We start from the raw sequence: 17,137 nt of genomic DNA on the forward strand, positions 1-17,137 counted from the left end.
GTCTGTCGCCTGTATGCAGAGCTTTTCATTTGATCAGTCTAACTTGGGCCTGTGATAGTTTCCCGATTTCTCGATGGAATAAGATCGGTCTAATTGCATTCCCGACTGAGCCTGGGCTGTTGGTGTTAGGAGTTCCGCTTTCTGGCAAAGCACCGCCTTATGAGATCGACTTCCGCATTGGGCGCACACGCGACCTGTGCTGTATTTTACTCTGGGATTTGACTATTGTGTTGTAAAATCGACAGCTTCAGTGGCAGCTAAGTACGCGCATGGCAACATTTGTACACTTGACGATCGAGCCGTCCGTCCCGTCCATTAGACGCAATGGGTTGAAAGCGTCCCGCTTTGGAAAAGGGAATGACACATCTAAAGGTGTCTTCTGCTTTCCAGTCCAGGCTGATTTTTTTGCGACCCATCAATGGGTACGCGAACTCCGTCGGCGAAGCAGAGCGATGATTTGTGGCGTCTATTTTCGCGTTCCAGATGCGGAGGCTGTTCAGATTGGGCGCTTCGGTAAAAAGGGACAAGAATTGCGCGCGGATGAAGCTCTGACCATAGCTCACAATAACAGTTTATTGGGCTGGGAAGTCGTTGTCCCGCGCTCGATTGCCCCTTCCGAAATAATACGGATTAAAAAGCTTCCTCAGATCATCGGCTGGCGGCTTTACCCGGAGGCAAAGGGGACGCGACCAGTTTGGCCAACGGCTGGAACCTTTGGTGCCAGCAAAATGCGCGATGCTATCACTGAGTCAGAGCGACTGGAGGAAGACAGATATTTCTCGCGCTTTCCAGCGGAATGGTACTCTGATCAGGGATCAGAATAAGCGATTATGTAGCTGGGCCAAGGAGTCCGCATCGGATCAAGTGGACCTTGGGTCGTTGGTTATTTGGTCGTCGGGCGCCATAACGCGCTTTCAACTGCCTTTCTAACCCATCCAGAGTCATGTTTGCGAGCGTAGGCGAGATTATACCACCTTGCGGCGTCCCCGCTTGGGTCGCATGCCATTCGCCTTCCTGCATGTAGCCGGAGTTCAGCCATTTCCGGAGCACCGCCTTGTCCGTAGGGATGTTGGCGACGAGCCAGTCCTTGCTGATGTTGTCGAAGCACCCAGCGATATCTGCATCCAAAATCCAGTCCGCTGCACCCCGCAGACGCAGTACGCAGAAGCACTGCCCGGCGGCATCGCGTGCAGCCCGGTGTGGTCGGAAGCCATAGGAGACGGTATGAATTGATTTGCCAGCTTTGCTGGATCTGGGAAACTGCTTTCCAGGGTGGATAGGCGGCAGGGTGCATAGCTTGTTGAGTCCCCGCGAGCGCTGGCAACGGCGGGAGCGGGATCAGACCTCGTTTAGGAGACTGCCCGCCCCTGCCACTGAATGGCCGCCGTGAGGCTCACAGCTTAGTTTTACCAGAACTAACTGTGATGATCTCGAATAGGAGAATGGAAGATCAAATCCCGGCTGTTCGCCCAGGACTTGAGATAAGATTGCGGCACATAGTGCTGGTTGGTGGTCTTTTTGGAGTCCATACTGTTCCCGCCCTACCATTGACGGATTGATCCCCAATGCGACAGTTGCATGGGTTGGTGTCTTTAAACGCCCAGGTGTGCGATCAAAGCCTCCGCCGCATCGCTCACGGAGCGTTGACGCAGAATTCTTCTGTTCCTGGCCTCTTCATCGTCTCCGGCCGGCGCCTCCATTTCGAAAATTACGGCTTTGACGGGGCCATCCTTCCGATAGCCCTCGATCTTTTCGTCGCTGCAAAAACGCTTCTTAATGACGCGTAATTGCGTCCGGATCATCTCTGCGAATTCCGTTTTCATAGCGCTTGTGAATGCCTCAACCATCTTGTCCAGAGGTACTTGTTCGAGACAATAGGCAAGATCATGCGCATCCTTTTCCTCGCCTCGATCGTCAAGCGCGTCAGCCTTGGCGCATAGGTAGCTGACGATGTTGGCGTGACGAAGGGTCTCAGTCGCAATCCCGCGGCCGCCAATCAGCTCTGCTGTGACCTCTATTTTGTCGTAGAAGTGATAGACGAGATGCAAAACCGGATAGTTGTAGGCATTGAGCTTGTGCCCCTTTGCCGGAAGTTTTTCCAACTCGCCTCGGCCACCTTCAAGGTCGCCGGTCAAGAACTCCAATACGATCGAGTGGTCCTTATCGGTCATGATCTGCCAGCGCCAGGTGAAAAATCCACCAGCGCCGAGCGGGACACGGCTAAAGCCGAGCCGAGCCAGGTTTTCTTCGAGTGTAGCGTAGGCTTTCGTATCGGCGAGCACCGCCATCCTGACTACGATATCGACATCGGCGGTGCCGCCGTGGGGGCGTTCCGGATCGGCAGGAGCGAGGTAACGAGGGGCCAGGCCGCCGACGAGGTAAACGCTATCCTTCCACGGGCCCATACCATTCAGTAGCGTGACTAGGACGCGCTCGCACTCGTCGGTCTGGTCCGGGGGATAGCCGGTATAATCTTTAGGCTTCTTGTCGTTCATTAGAGTTGCAACTTTTGTTCGCGCAGCATTTTGGCGGCGTCTTTGCCTCGCCCGCCAGTGTTCAGCAGATCGAGGTAGGTTCGAAGTGGCGAAGCGATCCAAAGCTCGCCGATGCGTCGCCTGAACGGAAGTTCCACACTCTCGTTGATCGAGAGTAGATTGAACCCTTCATTTACCGGTCGGGCGTCAATGGCCTCCAGCGCCGCTTCTGCCAATTGACCTGCGGAAATGCGCGCCCGGATGACGGACACGCTGGAAAAGAGCGCGGCGTGCACGTTGCCGGCGAACTCCCCAGTGATCTCGTAGTCGATGCGGCGCTCGGCCAGAGCACTGTCCAGTGCGGCGGGAATGGCCTGTGCCTTCAACCTCGGTACAAAGTATTTTGTGGTGGCAGCTGGTTTGCGGCGTTGTTCGTGATCGGTCCAAGCATCAAGGAGCCCATTCCAATCCGTCAGGCGCCTTTCCTTGGCCGGGCCATTTCCTTGCGTCTCAATCCAATCATGCCTTTCCAATTCCTGGAGCGTCGAAGATACGAGCGAGGGGGCAGCGTTGATACGTTCGGCGATAGCCTTGACGCTGCTCCACGCTCGCCCGCGCTCCCATAAGGCCTCAAGCACTTCAGACCTCCGCCCGTAAAAGACGGAACCTATGACCTTTTCCTGTTTTTTGGTCGTCGGACGGTCGATGAGAATATAAGCCTCCTCAGTCGGTAAGAAGAGACTGCCGCTGTTGTCATAATAGCCTACGCCTTCGGCTTGCATCCATTCTTTGGCGCCGTTTGAGATCGTGTCGGCCAGCAGGACCAGAAGGTTCTTGCTCCCCATATGGTTCGTGCGGTTCCTCTTTATCGTCCACACGATTTGGGGCAGGTCGCGCGGATAGAGGTTTTTCTTCACCTCAAGTGCGAAGTATCTGGGCTTCTTGCTGCCGAGTTGGAACAAGGCGACACCGTCGAATCCTTCGTCATACGCACCGACGTGCTCCTGGGTCAGGTGGGCACCTGGAATCGCGTTGACGGCCTCTGTGAAGCCGCTCAACATGTTTTTCTCATATTCGGTACGGAAGGGCATGGCTGATATTTTCTGCTCAGAGAATATGGCGTTTATAGAGAATATTCCTTAAAAAGACAATATTCTCTGTGCAGAAAATATTGATTGTCATCCAGAGCGACTATCGTTTTTCGGGCCTTTCCATACTGTCCAATTCACGACAGATGGCGTCTCATTCAGTGAACGGAACTGTTGAGAAGGGGATCGGCTGCTGTATCAGATAAAGTCCATTTCAGCGTCGACTTAATGTGATCATTCGCTTTGTAAGTGCCGGGTTTCATCTGCATGGCGCCTTTTAAAAACGCAATCGTAGCCTGGCCGAAGCCATAACCGCGCGGGGACTCGGATATGACTGAGCAGGCAATGACTGACCCGCCAGCACCAATCTGGCAGTCCAATACGGCAAGGCCTTCGACTTCGTCACTATATGCTTTGCTTGGATAATATTTCGACATTGCTTTGGGCGTTGGCGCCTTAACCCATTGCGGGACTGTGTACCGGATATCCGATAACGGCGTCGATTGTGTTGATGGGCCGGTGATCGCTTTTGGCTTTAACGGTATGGGTTTAAGAGCCCCCAACCCGGTCCATTTGCCGGTCAGAATGTCGGCGGGAGGCGCCAAGTCAGCATACACAAGGGTTCGACGTGCCAAGCGAGCGGCGCTTCCGCCATAGGAACTGCCCCACCCACCGGTGCGCTCAGATAGCGTGAGACCGTCTTTTGTCAGACATTGCAAATTGCTGTAATCCATTACGCCTGGCGCCATATCGAATACCTGGCAGCGTTCACCGAGTACCGTCTGGTATTGGGGTGGTTTGAGAGGCACGCGGCGGACGCCACGCTCTTGCTCTGGATGGCGTGGAACGAGGTCCATGCGCTCAAGGATTCCGGACGGCAATTCAGAAACGGTCAGGCGATAGTCTACACTGAGATAGGTTCTTATTCGCTGCGATTGTGTTCTATCATCCCGCATCGACAGGTCGCCAAACCGGCGTATCAGAATGGATTGTGTCGGGCCTTGCATATCGGGCCTTGAACTAAACAAAAGAACCTCGTCATTGGGTGAATCAGACGTGCCCGCGTTCCATCGTATCCCTCCGTAAGGGGCCACATTCCAATTGCGCATTTAATCTGTGATGCTGCGCTGTTAGGGACGTCCTTACGAGTGCAGGCTGCAAATTATGACGCGTGGAATTCTATTAAATGGCCCGGAACGTCGGCGGAAATGGCATGATAGTCAGCGTCGCGAGATTGTCTCTCTGGCGTTTTCGCCTGGTTCGAGCGTGACAGAGGTTGCCCGGCAGTTCGATGTGGCGACAAGCCTGATTTACAGATGGCGGGATCAGTTTCTGGCGGCCAGCAGCGGCGTTTCTTTCAGTCCCGCTATACTTGCGGATGGGCCGGCGGGCGCTGGGTCAGAGTCAGGCGCGGGTTTGATAACAGTCGACTTCAAAATCGGCGCTCGTGTGAGCATTGGCGCTGGGGCTTCTCTTGAACTGGTCTCGGCGATCATGAAGAGCTTGCGATGATCCCCATCGGTTCGGGCGCTAAAATCTGGATTGCCACAGGTCACTTCGATATGAGGAAAGGCATGACTGGACTGTCCTTGTTGGTCCAGGAACATCTTCACCGACAGCCCTTCGCCGGCGATGTCTATGTCTTCCGGGGGCGTAGTGGTCGGTTGATTAAGGCGATCTGGCATGATGGGGTTGGGCTGTCGCTTTATACCAAAAGACTGGACCATGGACGCTTCATCTGGCCTTCAACCGTTGACGGCGCGATCCAGCTGACGAGCGGTCAGATGTCTTTTTTGCTCGAAGGTATTGAGTGGAGAAATCCCCAACATAGCTGGCGACCGACCAGCGCCGGCTAGGATTTAAGGTCACAGAATGTTGAATCAGATATAGCGAAAACCCTATACAGGGAAAGGGATTTATGATTCATTCCTGTATATGGATCACGCCCTGGACGCCTTGCCGGATGATGTCGCTGCCCTACGGGCGGAGCTGGTATTAGCGCGCTCAGAACGGCTGGCAGCTGAAGAGGCCCTAAGGCATAAATCGGCGTCTCACAGCACCCTTGCGGCGGAATACGCTGTGGCTCAGGCCAAGGCAGCTGAGGATATGGCGATAATCGCCCACCAGAAGCTTGTCATCGAGAAGCTTCAGAGGCAAATCCATGGCCAGACATCTGAACGATCGGCCCGCCTGACCGATCAGCTTGAAATGACCTTTGAAGAGCTTGAGGCGACAGCGACGGAAGCCGAGCTGTTGGCGGAGATGGCGGTCTCAAAAGCGACGCATGTGGCTGGCTTTACGCGCAGCCGGCCTCATACCCGTTTAAACTTCCCAGAACACCTGCCTCGCGAACGCGTCGTTGTGCCTGGACCAACCGTCTGCGACTGCTGTGGCAGCGATCGTCTGCGCAAGCTCAGCGAAGATGTCACGAAGACGCTCGAATCTATTCCGCGCACGTGGAAGGTCATTGAAACCGTACGCGAGAAGTTCTCATGCCGGGATTGCGAGAAAATCAGCCAGGCGCCATCGCCGTTCCATACCATTCCACGGGGGTGGGCCGGCCCCAGCCTTATAGCCATGATCCTGTTCGAGAAGTTCGGTCAGCACCAACCTCTCAATCGTCAGATTGAGCGCTATGCGCTGGAAGGGGTACCGATCAGCCTGTCAACGGTCGCTGATCTGGTTGGCGCCAGCTGTCTGGCGCTGGCGCCTCTGATCCGACTGGTTGAGGCGCACACCTTCAAGGCCGAGCGTTTACACGGCGATGACACCACAGTGCCTGTTCTGGCAGAGGGGAAGACGATTACGGGCCGAATATGGGGCTATGTAAAAGACGACAAGCCCTTCGGGGGCACGTCGCCACCATCGGCCATGTTCTATTATTCCCGCGATCGCGGTGGAGAACATCCTCAAGCGCATCTGATTAAATTTAAAGGTCTGTTCCAGGCCGACGCCTACTCCGGGTATGGTGAAATTTATAAACCGGGGCGAAGTCCCGGGCCCATTTTAGAAGCTGCCTGCTGGGCGCATGCGAGGAGGCCCTTCTTCATCATGGCCGACGTCGAACAGAATGCACGCCGTAAGGCCGAAGGTAAGAAGCCGTCCGTCCTGTCGCCTGTTGCCATGGAAATGGTGCGCCGGATCGATGCCCTCTTCGAGATCGAGCGTGGCATCAATGGCAAAAGTCCTGAAGAGCGTCACGCTGTCCGCCAAATGCTAAGTAAACCCATCATCGACGATCTGGAGCCCTGGATGCAAGATCAGAAAGCGAAGCTGCCTAACGGGCATGACCTGCGCAAAGCCTTGAATTACATGCTCAGCCGCTGGCACGCCTTCACACTCTTCCTGACGGATGGTCGGGTCTGTCTGTCGAACAATGCTGCCGAACGGGCGTTAAGAGGCATAGCTTTGGGCCGTCGAAACTGGACCTTCTGTGGGTCAGATCGCGGAGGCCAAAGGGCTGCGGCCATGTACAGTCTGATTGTTACCGCCAAGATGAACAAAATCGATCCGCAGATCTGGCTTGCTGATATCCTCGCGCGTATTGCAGAGCATCCCGCTCGACGTCTTGATGAGCTGCTCCCCTGGAACTGGCAGCCCTCAACCCAAAACAAAACTCAGGCGGACTGATGGCATATCGCGACAGTCATTTTTTTACGCTTAAATATGTCGCCCGGCAGCTCGAGGAAGACGAAGATCTTCTACGCGAAGTAACGATAGAAATGTTCTCTGAAGACGGGTGCTTTACCGTTTACGACGATTACCCAGCCGATGAAACAAAGGAGTCGATTACTGTTTTTAACACAGATGGGATCGACTACCTGATCGAGGCTCTGAAAGACAATCGGGAGCATTACGTCGAGCAACGTAAGAAAACTGAACTGTTCTACAAAAAGAAATAATCATACCCCCTGTGGCCTTGGGCGAATGGGTACGTTCCATCGGCTATATGAAGACAATGTTAGGGCATCAACGGGTACGACGACCTCGGCCAATTTAATGGGGCGACGTTTGACCGCGACGGCCTTGGCCGACGACATGATTGACCCGCTCGAATAGAACGTCTTTGTCCAGAGTAAAATGCCGTCCGATGTAATGCACTTCTTCGAAATGAGGGGCGGCATTCCGGAGCCCATATCTTGGCTAAACGCCCAAACGTGACAGCGCTCCCCGATAAGCCGATCCGTTGCAGACGTTCTCGTAACAGTGGCAGGGTAGTGCTTTGTTGGACCGCTGGCGGCCAGAGAAAACAGCTTCTTGTCGGCCTTTCGAGTTACCTGCCAGGAGAAGCCGGTTGCAAGATCGGCGTAGCTGTCTTGGACGAAGCCGTTGGACGAGGTCACCCGTTCATGCTGCCGAGAGCCTGACCGGTAGATGAAGACGTGGCCGCGCCCGCGTTGTGTCGGATTGTCCTCCACCATTTCAGCCGTGTGATCTACGGATTTCGCTGTCACATAGCTAATCTAGTCGGGCTGGCTAAAGGACTCGGCGTGCGAGCCTTCGGCGTAAGCTATTCCGGCACAGATTAGAACCCACCTAAGCATTTCGAAATTCCATATTGTTACTTCAATCCCGTACCACACGGTAGCATGTGGCCATTAAGATTGGGCTGAAATCCATGATTAATTCGGAGACTAAGTACCTTTCGCTTCAGCCACTGCCTTGCGGATGCGTTTCCCCTACGACAATACTTCGGTCAATCAGCCGGATACACCGCCACGCAGCACACGATCGGCTAGACTAATTCATAGTGGGCGCGACATTGCGCTATTCCTTGATCCGTCTGCTTGGAGAAATCTGACCCGTCGATGACCGGTTTCGGGCTTGCCAGGCGATCTACACCCAGATGTCCGGAACGGGCGCACAGGCGACCATGTACCGCAGCGAACTCTATCCGATTATGCGGTTGGGATGCCAGGTGCTAATCTCCGAACTCGTCCTTAAGCTGGGCGATCTGGTGCATGCGCTGGTGGAGGATTGTCACAATACCTATATCGCCACTCGATAGGCGACGCCAATAGACGAAATGGCCTTGGTATCGGAAGAAATACCCATTGACGCCAAATTCTGCCGGTACTGGCCTCGAGATCGCGCCTTGCATCTCGATCCGCTCAAAGGCATTGAACAAACCAGTGATGTATTTTTCTGCTTGGTCGTCGCCCCAGGTGTCCCTAGTATAGCGGTAAATTTCATCAAGACGAAAGGATGCAGCCTCTTGGATAAGAACGGCCACGACTAAGTCCGGTTCCGAGCAATTACGTCAGTGGCAGACAGAGGCTTGTAGGAGGCTTCAGGTGTGGCAAAGGCGTGCGTCAACTCGGCCTTCAGCTTTTGAAAGGCAATCTCGTCGGCTTGAGCCTTGTCCCTTCGGATCAGGTCGCGAATATACTCACTGACGTTTTCGTAAGTACCACTGTTGCCTACATTTTGAGCGACAAAATCGCTAAGGACTCCGCTTACACGAACGGTCAGGGTGGTCATCTGAGACATTTAAAACCTCGCTTCCGTATTCAAGATAATTAAAAATGAATACAAAGGCAATATTTGCAAACAGGGAATCTTACGGGTCGCCGATCAGATGTGAAGTTAAAGTTCAACATAGCGACCTTTTGCAGTGATTTCCGCATCGGGCCGTTTGTTGGCCCATTGCGAACATGTCTCAATGAAGCAGCGAATCCGGTATTTCGGAATAGGGGCGGCATACGCGCCCGATGATGGCAATGATAATCTTTCCGTATCTGCCTCAGAAGAGAATGTAAGCCAGTTCCTGACCACGACCGAAGGCCTTGAACTGGCGAAATCTTTTCCGCATATTGCCACGGCCAACCACCGCCGCCGCATCCTCAATTTGGTCGCCACGTTGGCCGAGGATGAGGCGTAAGATGCCTGCCTCAACTGCCCGTGTCAATACCGCGCTGGATGGTGGCGATTTCATACCTGGTCATATGCTGTAATTCTTTCAGCCGATTTGGCATGTCCATGCTTTCATGGAAAATCCCGATGATGATAATGGTATCTTTGTCATAAGGCTGAAAGGCAATATAGCGGTGCTCCACCAAATGGATTAAAAAGCCTGTGCCTGCGGCCAGATCATCGCGGTGGGGCGAGTTGAAGCCCTCGTGGTTTTCAGCAATGTGCTGAAATCCGGCCAATAAGGCCGCACTGTATTTTCTGGCCTGCGCGATGCCCCATCGTTCCTTTGTGTCGCGCACAGCCTTTTTTAAATGCGTTTCGGCAGTCAAGGTCAGACGATAGGTTTTACTGTTCATCGTCGGCGTCAGCGATCCAGGCCGTCGAGGAAGTCGTCCATATGCTGTTCCACGTCTGCTGCAGAATAGGTGCGACCGTTTTTAATATCGTCGGAAGATTTCAGGAGTTCTTTGAAGACGTAAAGCCGTTCCGCCTCTTTTTCCATATCGCTGCGGATCAGGGCGCGGACATATTCGCTGGGGGTGGCAAACGCCTCTTTGCCGCTGGTGCGAAGATCGACGTAGGCGCGCATTTCATCAGGCAAACTTACGTGCAAACTACTGGTCATGACAGCCCACTTCGTCGGTTTCAACAGCTTTAAAATGCCCTTATCGGGCGAAAATGTCAATAGATGACATTTGCGCTAGGCGTCAGGCAGCTTAAAAGGGGACCTACATGATGCCATGCGTCCAACCTGGATCAAGCACACAAAAAGTTGACAACATTGATCTAAAATTGACACACTTGTTGGCACACCCGCCAATTTGTTTTGTAAAATGTGAAAAAATAAGCTTTATAAATCAGTATAGAACACCTGTAATGCCCGGTAGCTCGTCAGGCTCATAACCTGAAGGTCGTCAGTTCAAATCTGGCCCCCGCAACCAAAAACTAAAATAAAATCAATAATATAATGTCTCCTCGCATTGGGCCGCGAGTCCAAAATGTGAGCAACGGCGGACGGCTCACATCGGATTGAAAAACGGCGCGATAGAGCCAGCCTAGATGCATGGAACGCAATTGTGATATTTGCAGGATGGTTAATGGGCTAGAATGTGAGACCATTCAGAGCTGCATTGGAACAAAATATGGCCCTCAACCCGGAATTTGTCTTTCAGCAAAAGTATATTTCTATCCCTCTTAAGCGAGCCCTTGGCTTGCCGGACGATGTCTGGTCCTTGGTTCTGAACGATAGCCTCGACAGTGCATATTTTCTGAATGGCGACTTCAGGCCGCAGACCATAGCTCTGAAACCGGATGTTCGCCCCCTGATTGACTTAGCGCTGCGACAAAAGCGTGAGGCCGAACTCGCGCTTCCCAGAGAATTAAGGCCGAGATATTTGGCTGAAGTGGTCTAATTGGTCCACCGGAAGATGGACGGGCTGGCCGCTCAAAAAGCCGCTGCGGGCAGGTAACGGCTTCGGGATATTTCAAAATCCAGCTTCGTCGGCTATTTGTATTCGCTCGCCTGATATTTTCTGGCGGTCAGGCTGCAGCCCTGAGCATCATTAGCATATCGTCAAGAACGTTCAGGCTGAGCGGCTTTGAAAGGCACAGGTCAAAGCCCGAATTGGCCGTCCGGCGTCTGGACTCGTCATCGTTGAAACCGGTCTGCGCAATTATCTTTAGGCCCTCGAATGTGCGATCCTTCCGCAGTAAATTGGCCACTTCGAAACCATCCATGCCCGGCATCGCCAGATCGAGAAACAAAACGTTAGGCCGAAAGACTCGGGCGACCGAAACCGCATCCGGCCCATTGCAGCAGGATTGAACCACATCGCCGAAGTCCTCGATTGCAGCACGAACGCTTTCGGCAGCTCCGACGTTATCGTCGACCACAAGAACGCGCAGCGGTTTCTGTAGAACCGGCAGTCGAGGGGTGAGTAGTGGTGCGCGAGCGTTTACGGCCGTCAAGTGACACCTGTAGAAGACTGGCGGATGAATGAATATGCTTCTGTACCATATGCATGTGACACAAATGCGGTGCAAAAAGTTAATGCCAACCGATCGTCGGGCGAGTTTTCACAAATATGGACCTTGCGGTCACGAGTGAATGGTTTTCGCGAATTAAAACTAACGCTTTTCCTGGGATGTTTTCTTGGGATATTTTTCTCTGTAACCGCCAAACCTTATGCGTTAAGTGCTGATTTATTTGATTTTACGTTGGCTTTTTTGATGTGATTGCCCCCTCTGGAATTATTGAAATAAATGCAGTATACTGACGAATTGTGGTCACGAATTTGTGGCCGGGAATAAGGTTATCCAAATGAGTGCTAAGAAGAAATCGGGCAATAAAAAGCCGAAGAAGGCTATAGTCTATGACAGTCTGGTTCAGGGCGCATTGGACGGATTGACCGGCGACGCCCTATTCGATCATGTGAAAACAATTTTACCTGAAGTCAAAAATAAGGCCGTCATCAAAGCCGGCATTTCGGCATTGCAAGATCCCAAACTTACCGACAGGACAATTTTGGATTCACTCTATGGCCTCGCAATCCAGAGACGCCTTGCCGGCGTAACAACCGTTTCCGAGACTAAATCCAGCCAGGATTTAGAGGCCAATACCTCTGACGCAACGACTACTGAAAAGAAGCGGCACAAGAAAGCGGTATAATCAAACAGCTCGGAACTCGCGCTGGTGTGCGGGTTTGTGAGACCCTTTATAGGTCTCGGTCATACCCGTCACCAGCCATAGAGCTCTAACCGCATGAGATATCGTCTTTCGCGTTCGTTCCCAGATTGTAAGGAACGTTCATCCGCGTCCAACCCATATCCGACGTTATGGCGCAGGTTGAACACGTTAGCCGCCACGTGACGCTTGCTGGTTTTTCTTGAAGCGCTGAAAAAGCCCCATAATTGACCGGACAGGGTCTCGATCTTAATAAGAGGCGGGCTAAATGTCGTCATTATGTCTGCGTCATTGTCTCACGATAAGTATGATCTAAAAGGCGCACTGAGGTAATCTTTGCGTTGTTATTTGTTGCGGTGCGGCTTAGCATCATTTTACCAGCACATCGTAATCCCGAGCAGGCCATGCCATGCCATGCCAACCCAGCCCGATCTCCATAATGACGTGTCCAATGTAAAAAATGATGAGGTCTCTGCTGACGTCGTCCCGACTGGTGAGGCAATACAGGTGCCCACGTGCGGTGGAAATCGGGGCGTGAAGCAACCCGCACCCGAATTAGATGAAGAGAATAGCACGGCGTGGATATAGTCTGTGTGGGAAGTGGCGGGGCGGATAGCCATGCAGGAGTGATAGAGCCAAGAGCATCGCAAGGCCAAGTTTCTTTGAGAGGGTTACAAAGGGGGGCTTGGAGGAAAACGCGCCAGGAGCGACCATGAACCAATATATTTGCATTGACGTTGCAGCAATCAGTAATTCAGCCTTCTCCTAACCGGTCTTCAATTTCCCTTATTGATCGTCTACCAAATTCTTCGAACTGACGTGCTTGAGGGCGTAATTCTGAATGCGATCGCGTATATTGAAGTTAGCCCAGGCTTTTAAGAACAGCAATATGGTGCCCGATTGCGCGCGCACCTGCTCCCCGCCGGGTGTGGCCTAGCATCTTTCCATGCGGGAAGGCATAAGTTTAGGATGCGCGGGGGCCAGCCAAAAAGCTGTCGACGGCCTGACGTCCAATACCTGGATCATCGGTGAAGAAGCCATCCAGTCCATTACGCAGGTAATGGTGTATTTCCTTGATGGAGCCTTCAACATTGCGGGCGCTGTCGCCCTCAGTGTTTCGGAAGTTCGCGGCGATGAATTGGTTTTCGGGGCGGAACTCGTATCCCTGTACCTTCAGGCCTGCCGCGTGAGCGAGGCCGATCATAGGATGGGGTTGGCCAAGGTGGCCCTTGGAGTCGAGGGGAATGAGGGTCCGGATGTCCGGAGAGATAATATCGGCGTATCTAGCAATCTCCTTTAAGCCCTGGGCAGACGTCATGTCTGCAAACGTCATGTTGCCACCGGCCATCATGACGTCGATAGGTTTCTGATCGAGGTCATTGATCAGTTGCATCACTTTCAGCCGTTCATTGCGACCGAGTTTTGCGCGCAGATATTTGAGATTGGCGATTTCAAATGACTGAATAATCAGGGGCGCACGCTGGAGATAGCTATGGCGCGACAGAATGTCGAGAAACCTGTCCTCCAGAGGCAGGCCGATAGAAGCGAAGTAGGTGGAAAATTTCAATTCGGGCACAAGACCGATCAGGCGGCCGCGTGTTACGGATTCGGCGGCGACAAAATCAATCATCTCTTCGAAACTGACCATCTGAAATTCACCATCGTAAGCGGTATTGGCCTGGCGAACCTTGGGCATGGTTTCCTTACGTCGTAAGCTCTTGAGCTCAGTAAAAGTCAGGTCGGAGACGAACCAGCCTGTGACGGTTCTGCCGAGTATGGTGAGATCACGTTTGCGATCGGCGAATTCTGGCCGGCTGGCAATGTCGGTGCCACCGCTCAGTTCGCCATCGTGGGTCGCTACAAGGACTCCGTCCTTCGACGGCATCAGATCGGGTTCGATATAGTCCGCCCCGTCGGCAATCGCCTTGGCGTAGGACGCCAGGGTATGCTCCGGTCGCAGGGCGCATGCCCCTCTGTGCGCCAGAACGGGGATGTGGCGCGAGGACGTGGCCTGCGCCCTGGCTGTACCCTTTAGGCCGAGCAGCCCTCCGCAGACAGTGGCCAGCGATGCGGTTGATTGTAAGACGGCGCGGCGGCTGAGGTCGACCATGGACGTTCCTTGAGGGCGTGAGGTAATGCGGGAATAGACGTGAAGCCCCCGGATTATCCGAGGGCTTCATAGGCAGGGGGTTATCTACCAGGCGTAGCTGGCCGTAAGGGTTATGACGCGGCCTGTCTTGACGTAGGAGCCGTTGCCGCCACCGTCTTGGGTGCCGAGATAGGCCTTTGACTTGCCGGTCGTCTTGTAGAAGCTGACATCGTCAAGCAGGTTTTTCGCCGACAACCCAATATTCATATGGCTAAACCGGTAGTTCAGACCAAAATCGACTGTTTGGTAAGGTTGCAGGTACGTGTCGAGTTTGGTGTCGCGCAGGCTCAGCAATTGCTCGCTGACGTGCTGATAGATTAGGGTCGATGACCAGGCCCCACGATCATAATAGAGGCTGACGTTGTATTGCAGTTCCGGGGCGCGCGGTAGCCAGGTCTTGCGGCCATCGGCACTGGTCGCTTCGCTTTTCATGACCGTAACATTGCCGCCCAGGCTGAACCCATTCAAGGTCGTCGTCAGGTTTTCTAATCGGTACTGACCATTGATTTCCACACCGTAGATATTGGCCTTCTGTCCATTTTGCGGCTGTGAGTAGATGATGCCGTCAGGACCGGCCTGGTCAGCATAAGGCAGAACCGCACTGCCACCCGTCACGGCTGTATTGTAAATGTAGTTGGTCATGTCCTTGTAAAAGCCATTGACCTCGAACAGGCTACCTGCATCGCCGTAAAACTCTGCAGAGGCATCATAGTTGATGGCTTCCGTGGGTTTCAGATTGGGGTTGCCCTTGCTGATGGCAATGACCTTGCCGGTCACATCGTCGCGTGTGACCGTCTCAGGCGAAGCGAGGGCCCCGAAGGAAGGTCGCTGGAAGGATTTGCGAACCGAAGCCCGATAGACCCAGTCTGAATCCGTGGGCCGGAACGTGGCCAGAACGCTTGGCAAAACATTATCGTAGCTCGTTTCGCTGGACACAAACGCGCCGGAGCGGTCGGGTTGTTTTTGCCAATGGCTTTCACTGAACTTGGTATGTTCATAGCGCAAGCCGGGTACGATCTCGACCTGATCCCATTTCAGCAAGGCCTGAACATAGGTTGCGGCGATCGCTTCTTCAACATTGACGGTTTTTTCGTTGAAGTCAGTCGCGTCGTAAGCGCCCGGATTGCCGACGGTAGCGCCCGAAGCGTCCTTGGCGAACTGGCTGGTATATTTGTAAGGCACGATGCCGTTCACAAAAGTGGCGCGATCATAGATTCTGAAAAGACCGTCATAAGCGCCGTCAAATGCGTCCTCGACGTTACGGCCAGGCATGTTAGCGACGGTAGGACCAGCGCCTTCGTAATATTCCCGCTTGCGTCCGTCAGGCCCCAGAATGACGAAATTATCGCCATCGTGCATGAAGGCATGGTCGTACTGGCTGCGCTTGTTCTGGCTGAAGACGATACCGGCTTTCAGCGTGTCAAAGACGCCGTTTTCCACCTTGTAGGTCAGATTGGCCTTGGCGCCAGTGACGGCGCTGTCCGAATAGCCATCGTGTCCCTGGAATTTCCACAGTCTATCCGTAGATTGGCTATACATGTAGTCGTGGGTGGCCTGGGAGTCGAAGGCGACCGTCGGGTGCTCTGGATCGCTCAGTGTGATCACTGCGGCCCCGGCCACGCTTGGCATGCCGTAGAGGCTGCCTTCAACATAGTTCGGGTTGGTGATCTTACCGAAGCTATAATTGACGTCATAGTCCCAGGTCCATTTGTCACGCATGGTGGCGCCGCCGGCCTGCAGGGTCCAGAGCGAATCCTTTTGATCGCGGATCTGGTAATAGCTCCCCGGCATAACGCCTATACCGGCATAGCGGCCGTTGGCGTAGCGCTGAACCAGGCCGGTGAGGACGCTATGCTGAGTGTCGCTGCCTTCGGTTTCATATTGCCCAAGCGAGCCGCGCAGATAGGCGGTTTGGCCCTCTGCACGATAATCGAGGGTGAAGTTACCGCCCGACCGCGTCGTCTTATTTTCATAGTAGTCGTACTTGACGTTGCGAGCCGTCAGGCCGCCGGTCAGCTTTGTCCAGTCTGAGATGTCTTTTTCAGATTCCAGGGTTGGAGAATAGTCTGCCGCTTCAATGGCCTCACCGGCGCTGCTGCGCTGGTCATAATAGAGCGCACCGTAAAAGCCGAATTGGCTCGAATGGCCGAATTTGCGAGCCAGTTCGTACTGGATATTGCCGCCGGCGTAATCGGCCCCACGATCCTTGGCCAATTGTGACATGGTTCCGGAGATGGTCAGCTTGTTGAGGCTGGCATTATAGTCGAAGGCCGAGGGGGTGCGCAGGTCCAAAATGCCACCGATCGCCGCGCCTTCGTCCTGAGCGCCTGGCGTCTTAATGACCTTCACTGAACTCAGGCCATATGGTGCTAGCATCTTAAGAGATAGGGCGCGTGTCGACGGATCAGCCTGAGCGACGGTGACGCCGTTCAGTTGATAAGCGTTGTAGCTGGAGTCGAGGCCACGCAAGGTCAAGTATTCCTTCTCACCTGTGGCAGCCATACCTTGACCCATATCGCTGTAGGCCGTGACGCCAGGCAGACGGCTCAAGGTATCCACGACGTTCGCTGAGGGAATGCGGCGCATGTCTTCGCCCGATATCAGGCTGCTTGTGCCGATGTCTTCACGCTTTTCAGCGAGCAATTTTGAACGCTTCTTACCGGTAATCACCACCTCGTCGATGACTTCGCCGGACGTTGGCGTTGGTGCTTCAGCCGCGTGAGCGGTCGAGAGAGCCATACAGGCACTCATCGTCGAAAGCATAAGGTAAGCATGAAGTTTAACGGGTGGGCGTATTTTTACATTCATTACAGTCACCAAGGGTTACTGG

19 protein-coding genes are annotated in these 17,137 nt (G+C 53.6%); 8 read left to right on the forward strand and 11 right to left on the reverse strand.

Features of this window, described 5'->3' with window-relative positions:
• Window positions 1-329: 329 nt before the first annotated feature.
• Entirely contained in the window at window positions 330-824 is a 495-nt protein-coding gene (locus tag ABQ278_RS21150; RefSeq protein WP_349322983.1) for a hypothetical protein, read from the forward strand.
• Window positions 825-828: 4 nt separating this feature from the next.
• Here ABQ278_RS21150 and ABQ278_RS21155 read toward each other — a convergent pair whose 3' ends face one another.
• From ABQ278_RS21155 to ABQ278_RS21170, 4 genes are all read right to left on the reverse strand, one after another.
• Window positions 829-1,287 carry a reverse transcriptase domain-containing protein gene (locus tag ABQ278_RS21155; protein WP_349323064.1) on the reverse strand — a complete coding sequence of 153 codons (459 nt, stop codon included), beginning with the start codon at window positions 1,285-1,287 and terminating at the stop codon, window positions 829-831.
• A gap of 305 nt (window positions 1,288-1,592) precedes the next feature.
• Window positions 1,593-2,495, reverse strand: coding sequence for an antitoxin (locus ABQ278_RS21160; protein ID WP_349322984.1), 903 nt, complete (start codon window positions 2,493-2,495; stop codon window positions 1,593-1,595).
• Entirely contained in the window at window positions 2,495-3,565 is a 1,071-nt protein-coding gene (locus tag ABQ278_RS21165; protein ID WP_349322985.1) for a winged helix-turn-helix domain-containing protein, read from the reverse strand. Before ABQ278_RS21165 ends, ABQ278_RS21160 begins: the two co-directional genes overlap by 1 nt.
• Before the next feature lie 155 nt (window positions 3,566-3,720).
• Entirely contained in the window at window positions 3,721-4,569 is an 849-nt protein-coding gene (locus ABQ278_RS21170) for an energy transducer TonB (protein ID WP_349322986.1), read from the reverse strand.
• 501 nt (window positions 4,570-5,070) lie between these two features.
• Between ABQ278_RS21170 and tnpB the strand changes: the two genes are divergently transcribed.
• The 3 genes from tnpB (at window position 5,071) to ABQ278_RS21185 (ending at window position 7,464) form a co-directional block, all read left to right on the forward strand.
• On the forward strand, window positions 5,071-5,418 hold the full coding sequence (gene tnpB, locus ABQ278_RS21175; protein ID WP_349319573.1) for an IS66 family insertion sequence element accessory protein TnpB: 348 nt from the start codon (window positions 5,071-5,073) through the stop codon (window positions 5,416-5,418).
• 79 nt (window positions 5,419-5,497) lie between these two features.
• The gene (locus ABQ278_RS21180) at window positions 5,498-7,192 is read left to right on the forward strand and encodes an IS66 family transposase (RefSeq protein ID WP_349322987.1); all 1,695 of its coding nucleotides are present in this window, start codon (window positions 5,498-5,500) and stop codon (window positions 7,190-7,192) included.
• Window positions 7,192-7,464, forward strand: coding sequence for a hypothetical protein (locus tag ABQ278_RS21185; protein WP_349319574.1), 273 nt, complete (start codon window positions 7,192-7,194; stop codon window positions 7,462-7,464). The genes ABQ278_RS21180 and ABQ278_RS21185 overlap by 1 nt, the downstream gene beginning before the upstream one ends.
• A gap of 1,019 nt (window positions 7,465-8,483) precedes the next feature.
• Here ABQ278_RS21185 and ABQ278_RS21190 read toward each other — a convergent pair.
• The gene (locus tag ABQ278_RS21190; protein WP_349322988.1) at window positions 8,484-8,795 is read right to left on the reverse strand and encodes a type II toxin-antitoxin system RelE/ParE family toxin; all 312 of its coding nucleotides are present in this window, start codon (window positions 8,793-8,795) and stop codon (window positions 8,484-8,486) included.
• 2 nt (window positions 8,796-8,797) lie between these two features.
• Window positions 8,798-9,052 (reverse strand): addiction module antitoxin, encoded by a 255-nt coding sequence (locus tag ABQ278_RS21195; protein ID WP_349322989.1) that lies wholly within the window; start codon window positions 9,050-9,052, stop codon window positions 8,798-8,800.
• Window positions 9,053-9,224: 172 nt separating this feature from the next.
• On the opposite strand from ABQ278_RS21195, the gene ABQ278_RS21200 reads away from it, so the two are divergent.
• The gene (locus ABQ278_RS21200) at window positions 9,225-9,443 is read left to right on the forward strand and encodes a hypothetical protein (protein ID WP_349322990.1); all 219 of its coding nucleotides are present in this window, start codon (window positions 9,225-9,227) and stop codon (window positions 9,441-9,443) included.
• Window positions 9,444-9,453: 10 nt separating this feature from the next.
• Here ABQ278_RS21200 and ABQ278_RS21205 read toward each other — a convergent pair whose 3' ends face one another.
• The gene (locus ABQ278_RS21205) at window positions 9,454-9,831 is read right to left on the reverse strand and encodes a type II toxin-antitoxin system RelE/ParE family toxin (protein WP_349322991.1); all 378 of its coding nucleotides are present in this window, start codon (window positions 9,829-9,831) and stop codon (window positions 9,454-9,456) included.
• Between the two features lie 8 nt (window positions 9,832-9,839).
• Window positions 9,840-10,160, reverse strand: coding sequence for a hypothetical protein (locus ABQ278_RS21210; RefSeq protein WP_349322992.1), 321 nt, complete (start codon window positions 10,158-10,160; stop codon window positions 9,840-9,842).
• Between the two features lie 457 nt (window positions 10,161-10,617).
• Between ABQ278_RS21210 and ABQ278_RS21215 the strand changes: the two genes are divergently transcribed.
• Window positions 10,618-10,887 (forward strand): hypothetical protein, encoded by a 270-nt coding sequence (locus ABQ278_RS21215; RefSeq protein WP_349322993.1) that lies wholly within the window; start codon window positions 10,618-10,620, stop codon window positions 10,885-10,887.
• Between the two features lie 127 nt (window positions 10,888-11,014).
• Here ABQ278_RS21215 and ABQ278_RS21220 read toward each other — a convergent pair whose 3' ends face one another.
• Window positions 11,015-11,443 (reverse strand): response regulator, encoded by a 429-nt coding sequence (locus ABQ278_RS21220; RefSeq protein WP_349322994.1) that lies wholly within the window; start codon window positions 11,441-11,443, stop codon window positions 11,015-11,017.
• Here ABQ278_RS21220 and ABQ278_RS21225 point away from each other — a divergent pair, their 5' ends adjacent.
• The gene (locus tag ABQ278_RS21225) at window positions 11,444-11,710 is read left to right on the forward strand and encodes a hypothetical protein (protein ID WP_349322995.1); all 267 of its coding nucleotides are present in this window, start codon (window positions 11,444-11,446) and stop codon (window positions 11,708-11,710) included.
• Window positions 11,711-11,795: 85 nt separating this feature from the next.
• On the forward strand, window positions 11,796-12,143 hold the full coding sequence (locus tag ABQ278_RS21230) for a hypothetical protein (RefSeq protein WP_349322996.1): 348 nt from the start codon (window positions 11,796-11,798) through the stop codon (window positions 12,141-12,143).
• 979 nt (window positions 12,144-13,122) lie between these two features.
• Here the strand turns inward: ABQ278_RS21230 and ABQ278_RS21235 are convergent.
• Together ABQ278_RS21235 and ABQ278_RS21240 are read right to left on the reverse strand one after the other, a co-directional pair.
• On the reverse strand, window positions 13,123-14,268 hold the full coding sequence (locus ABQ278_RS21235; protein WP_349322997.1) for a glycerophosphodiester phosphodiesterase family protein: 1,146 nt from the start codon (window positions 14,266-14,268) through the stop codon (window positions 13,123-13,125).
• Window positions 14,269-14,352: 84 nt separating this feature from the next.
• Window positions 14,353-17,046, reverse strand: a complete 2,694-nt coding sequence (locus ABQ278_RS21240) for a TonB-dependent receptor (protein WP_349322998.1) — start codon at window positions 17,044-17,046, stop codon at window positions 14,353-14,355.
• Window positions 17,047-17,137 lie beyond the last annotated feature (91 nt).

This window comes from Asticcacaulis sp. MM231 (assembly GCF_964186625.1).
Taxonomy (GTDB): domain Bacteria; phylum Pseudomonadota; class Alphaproteobacteria; order Caulobacterales; family Caulobacteraceae; genus Asticcacaulis.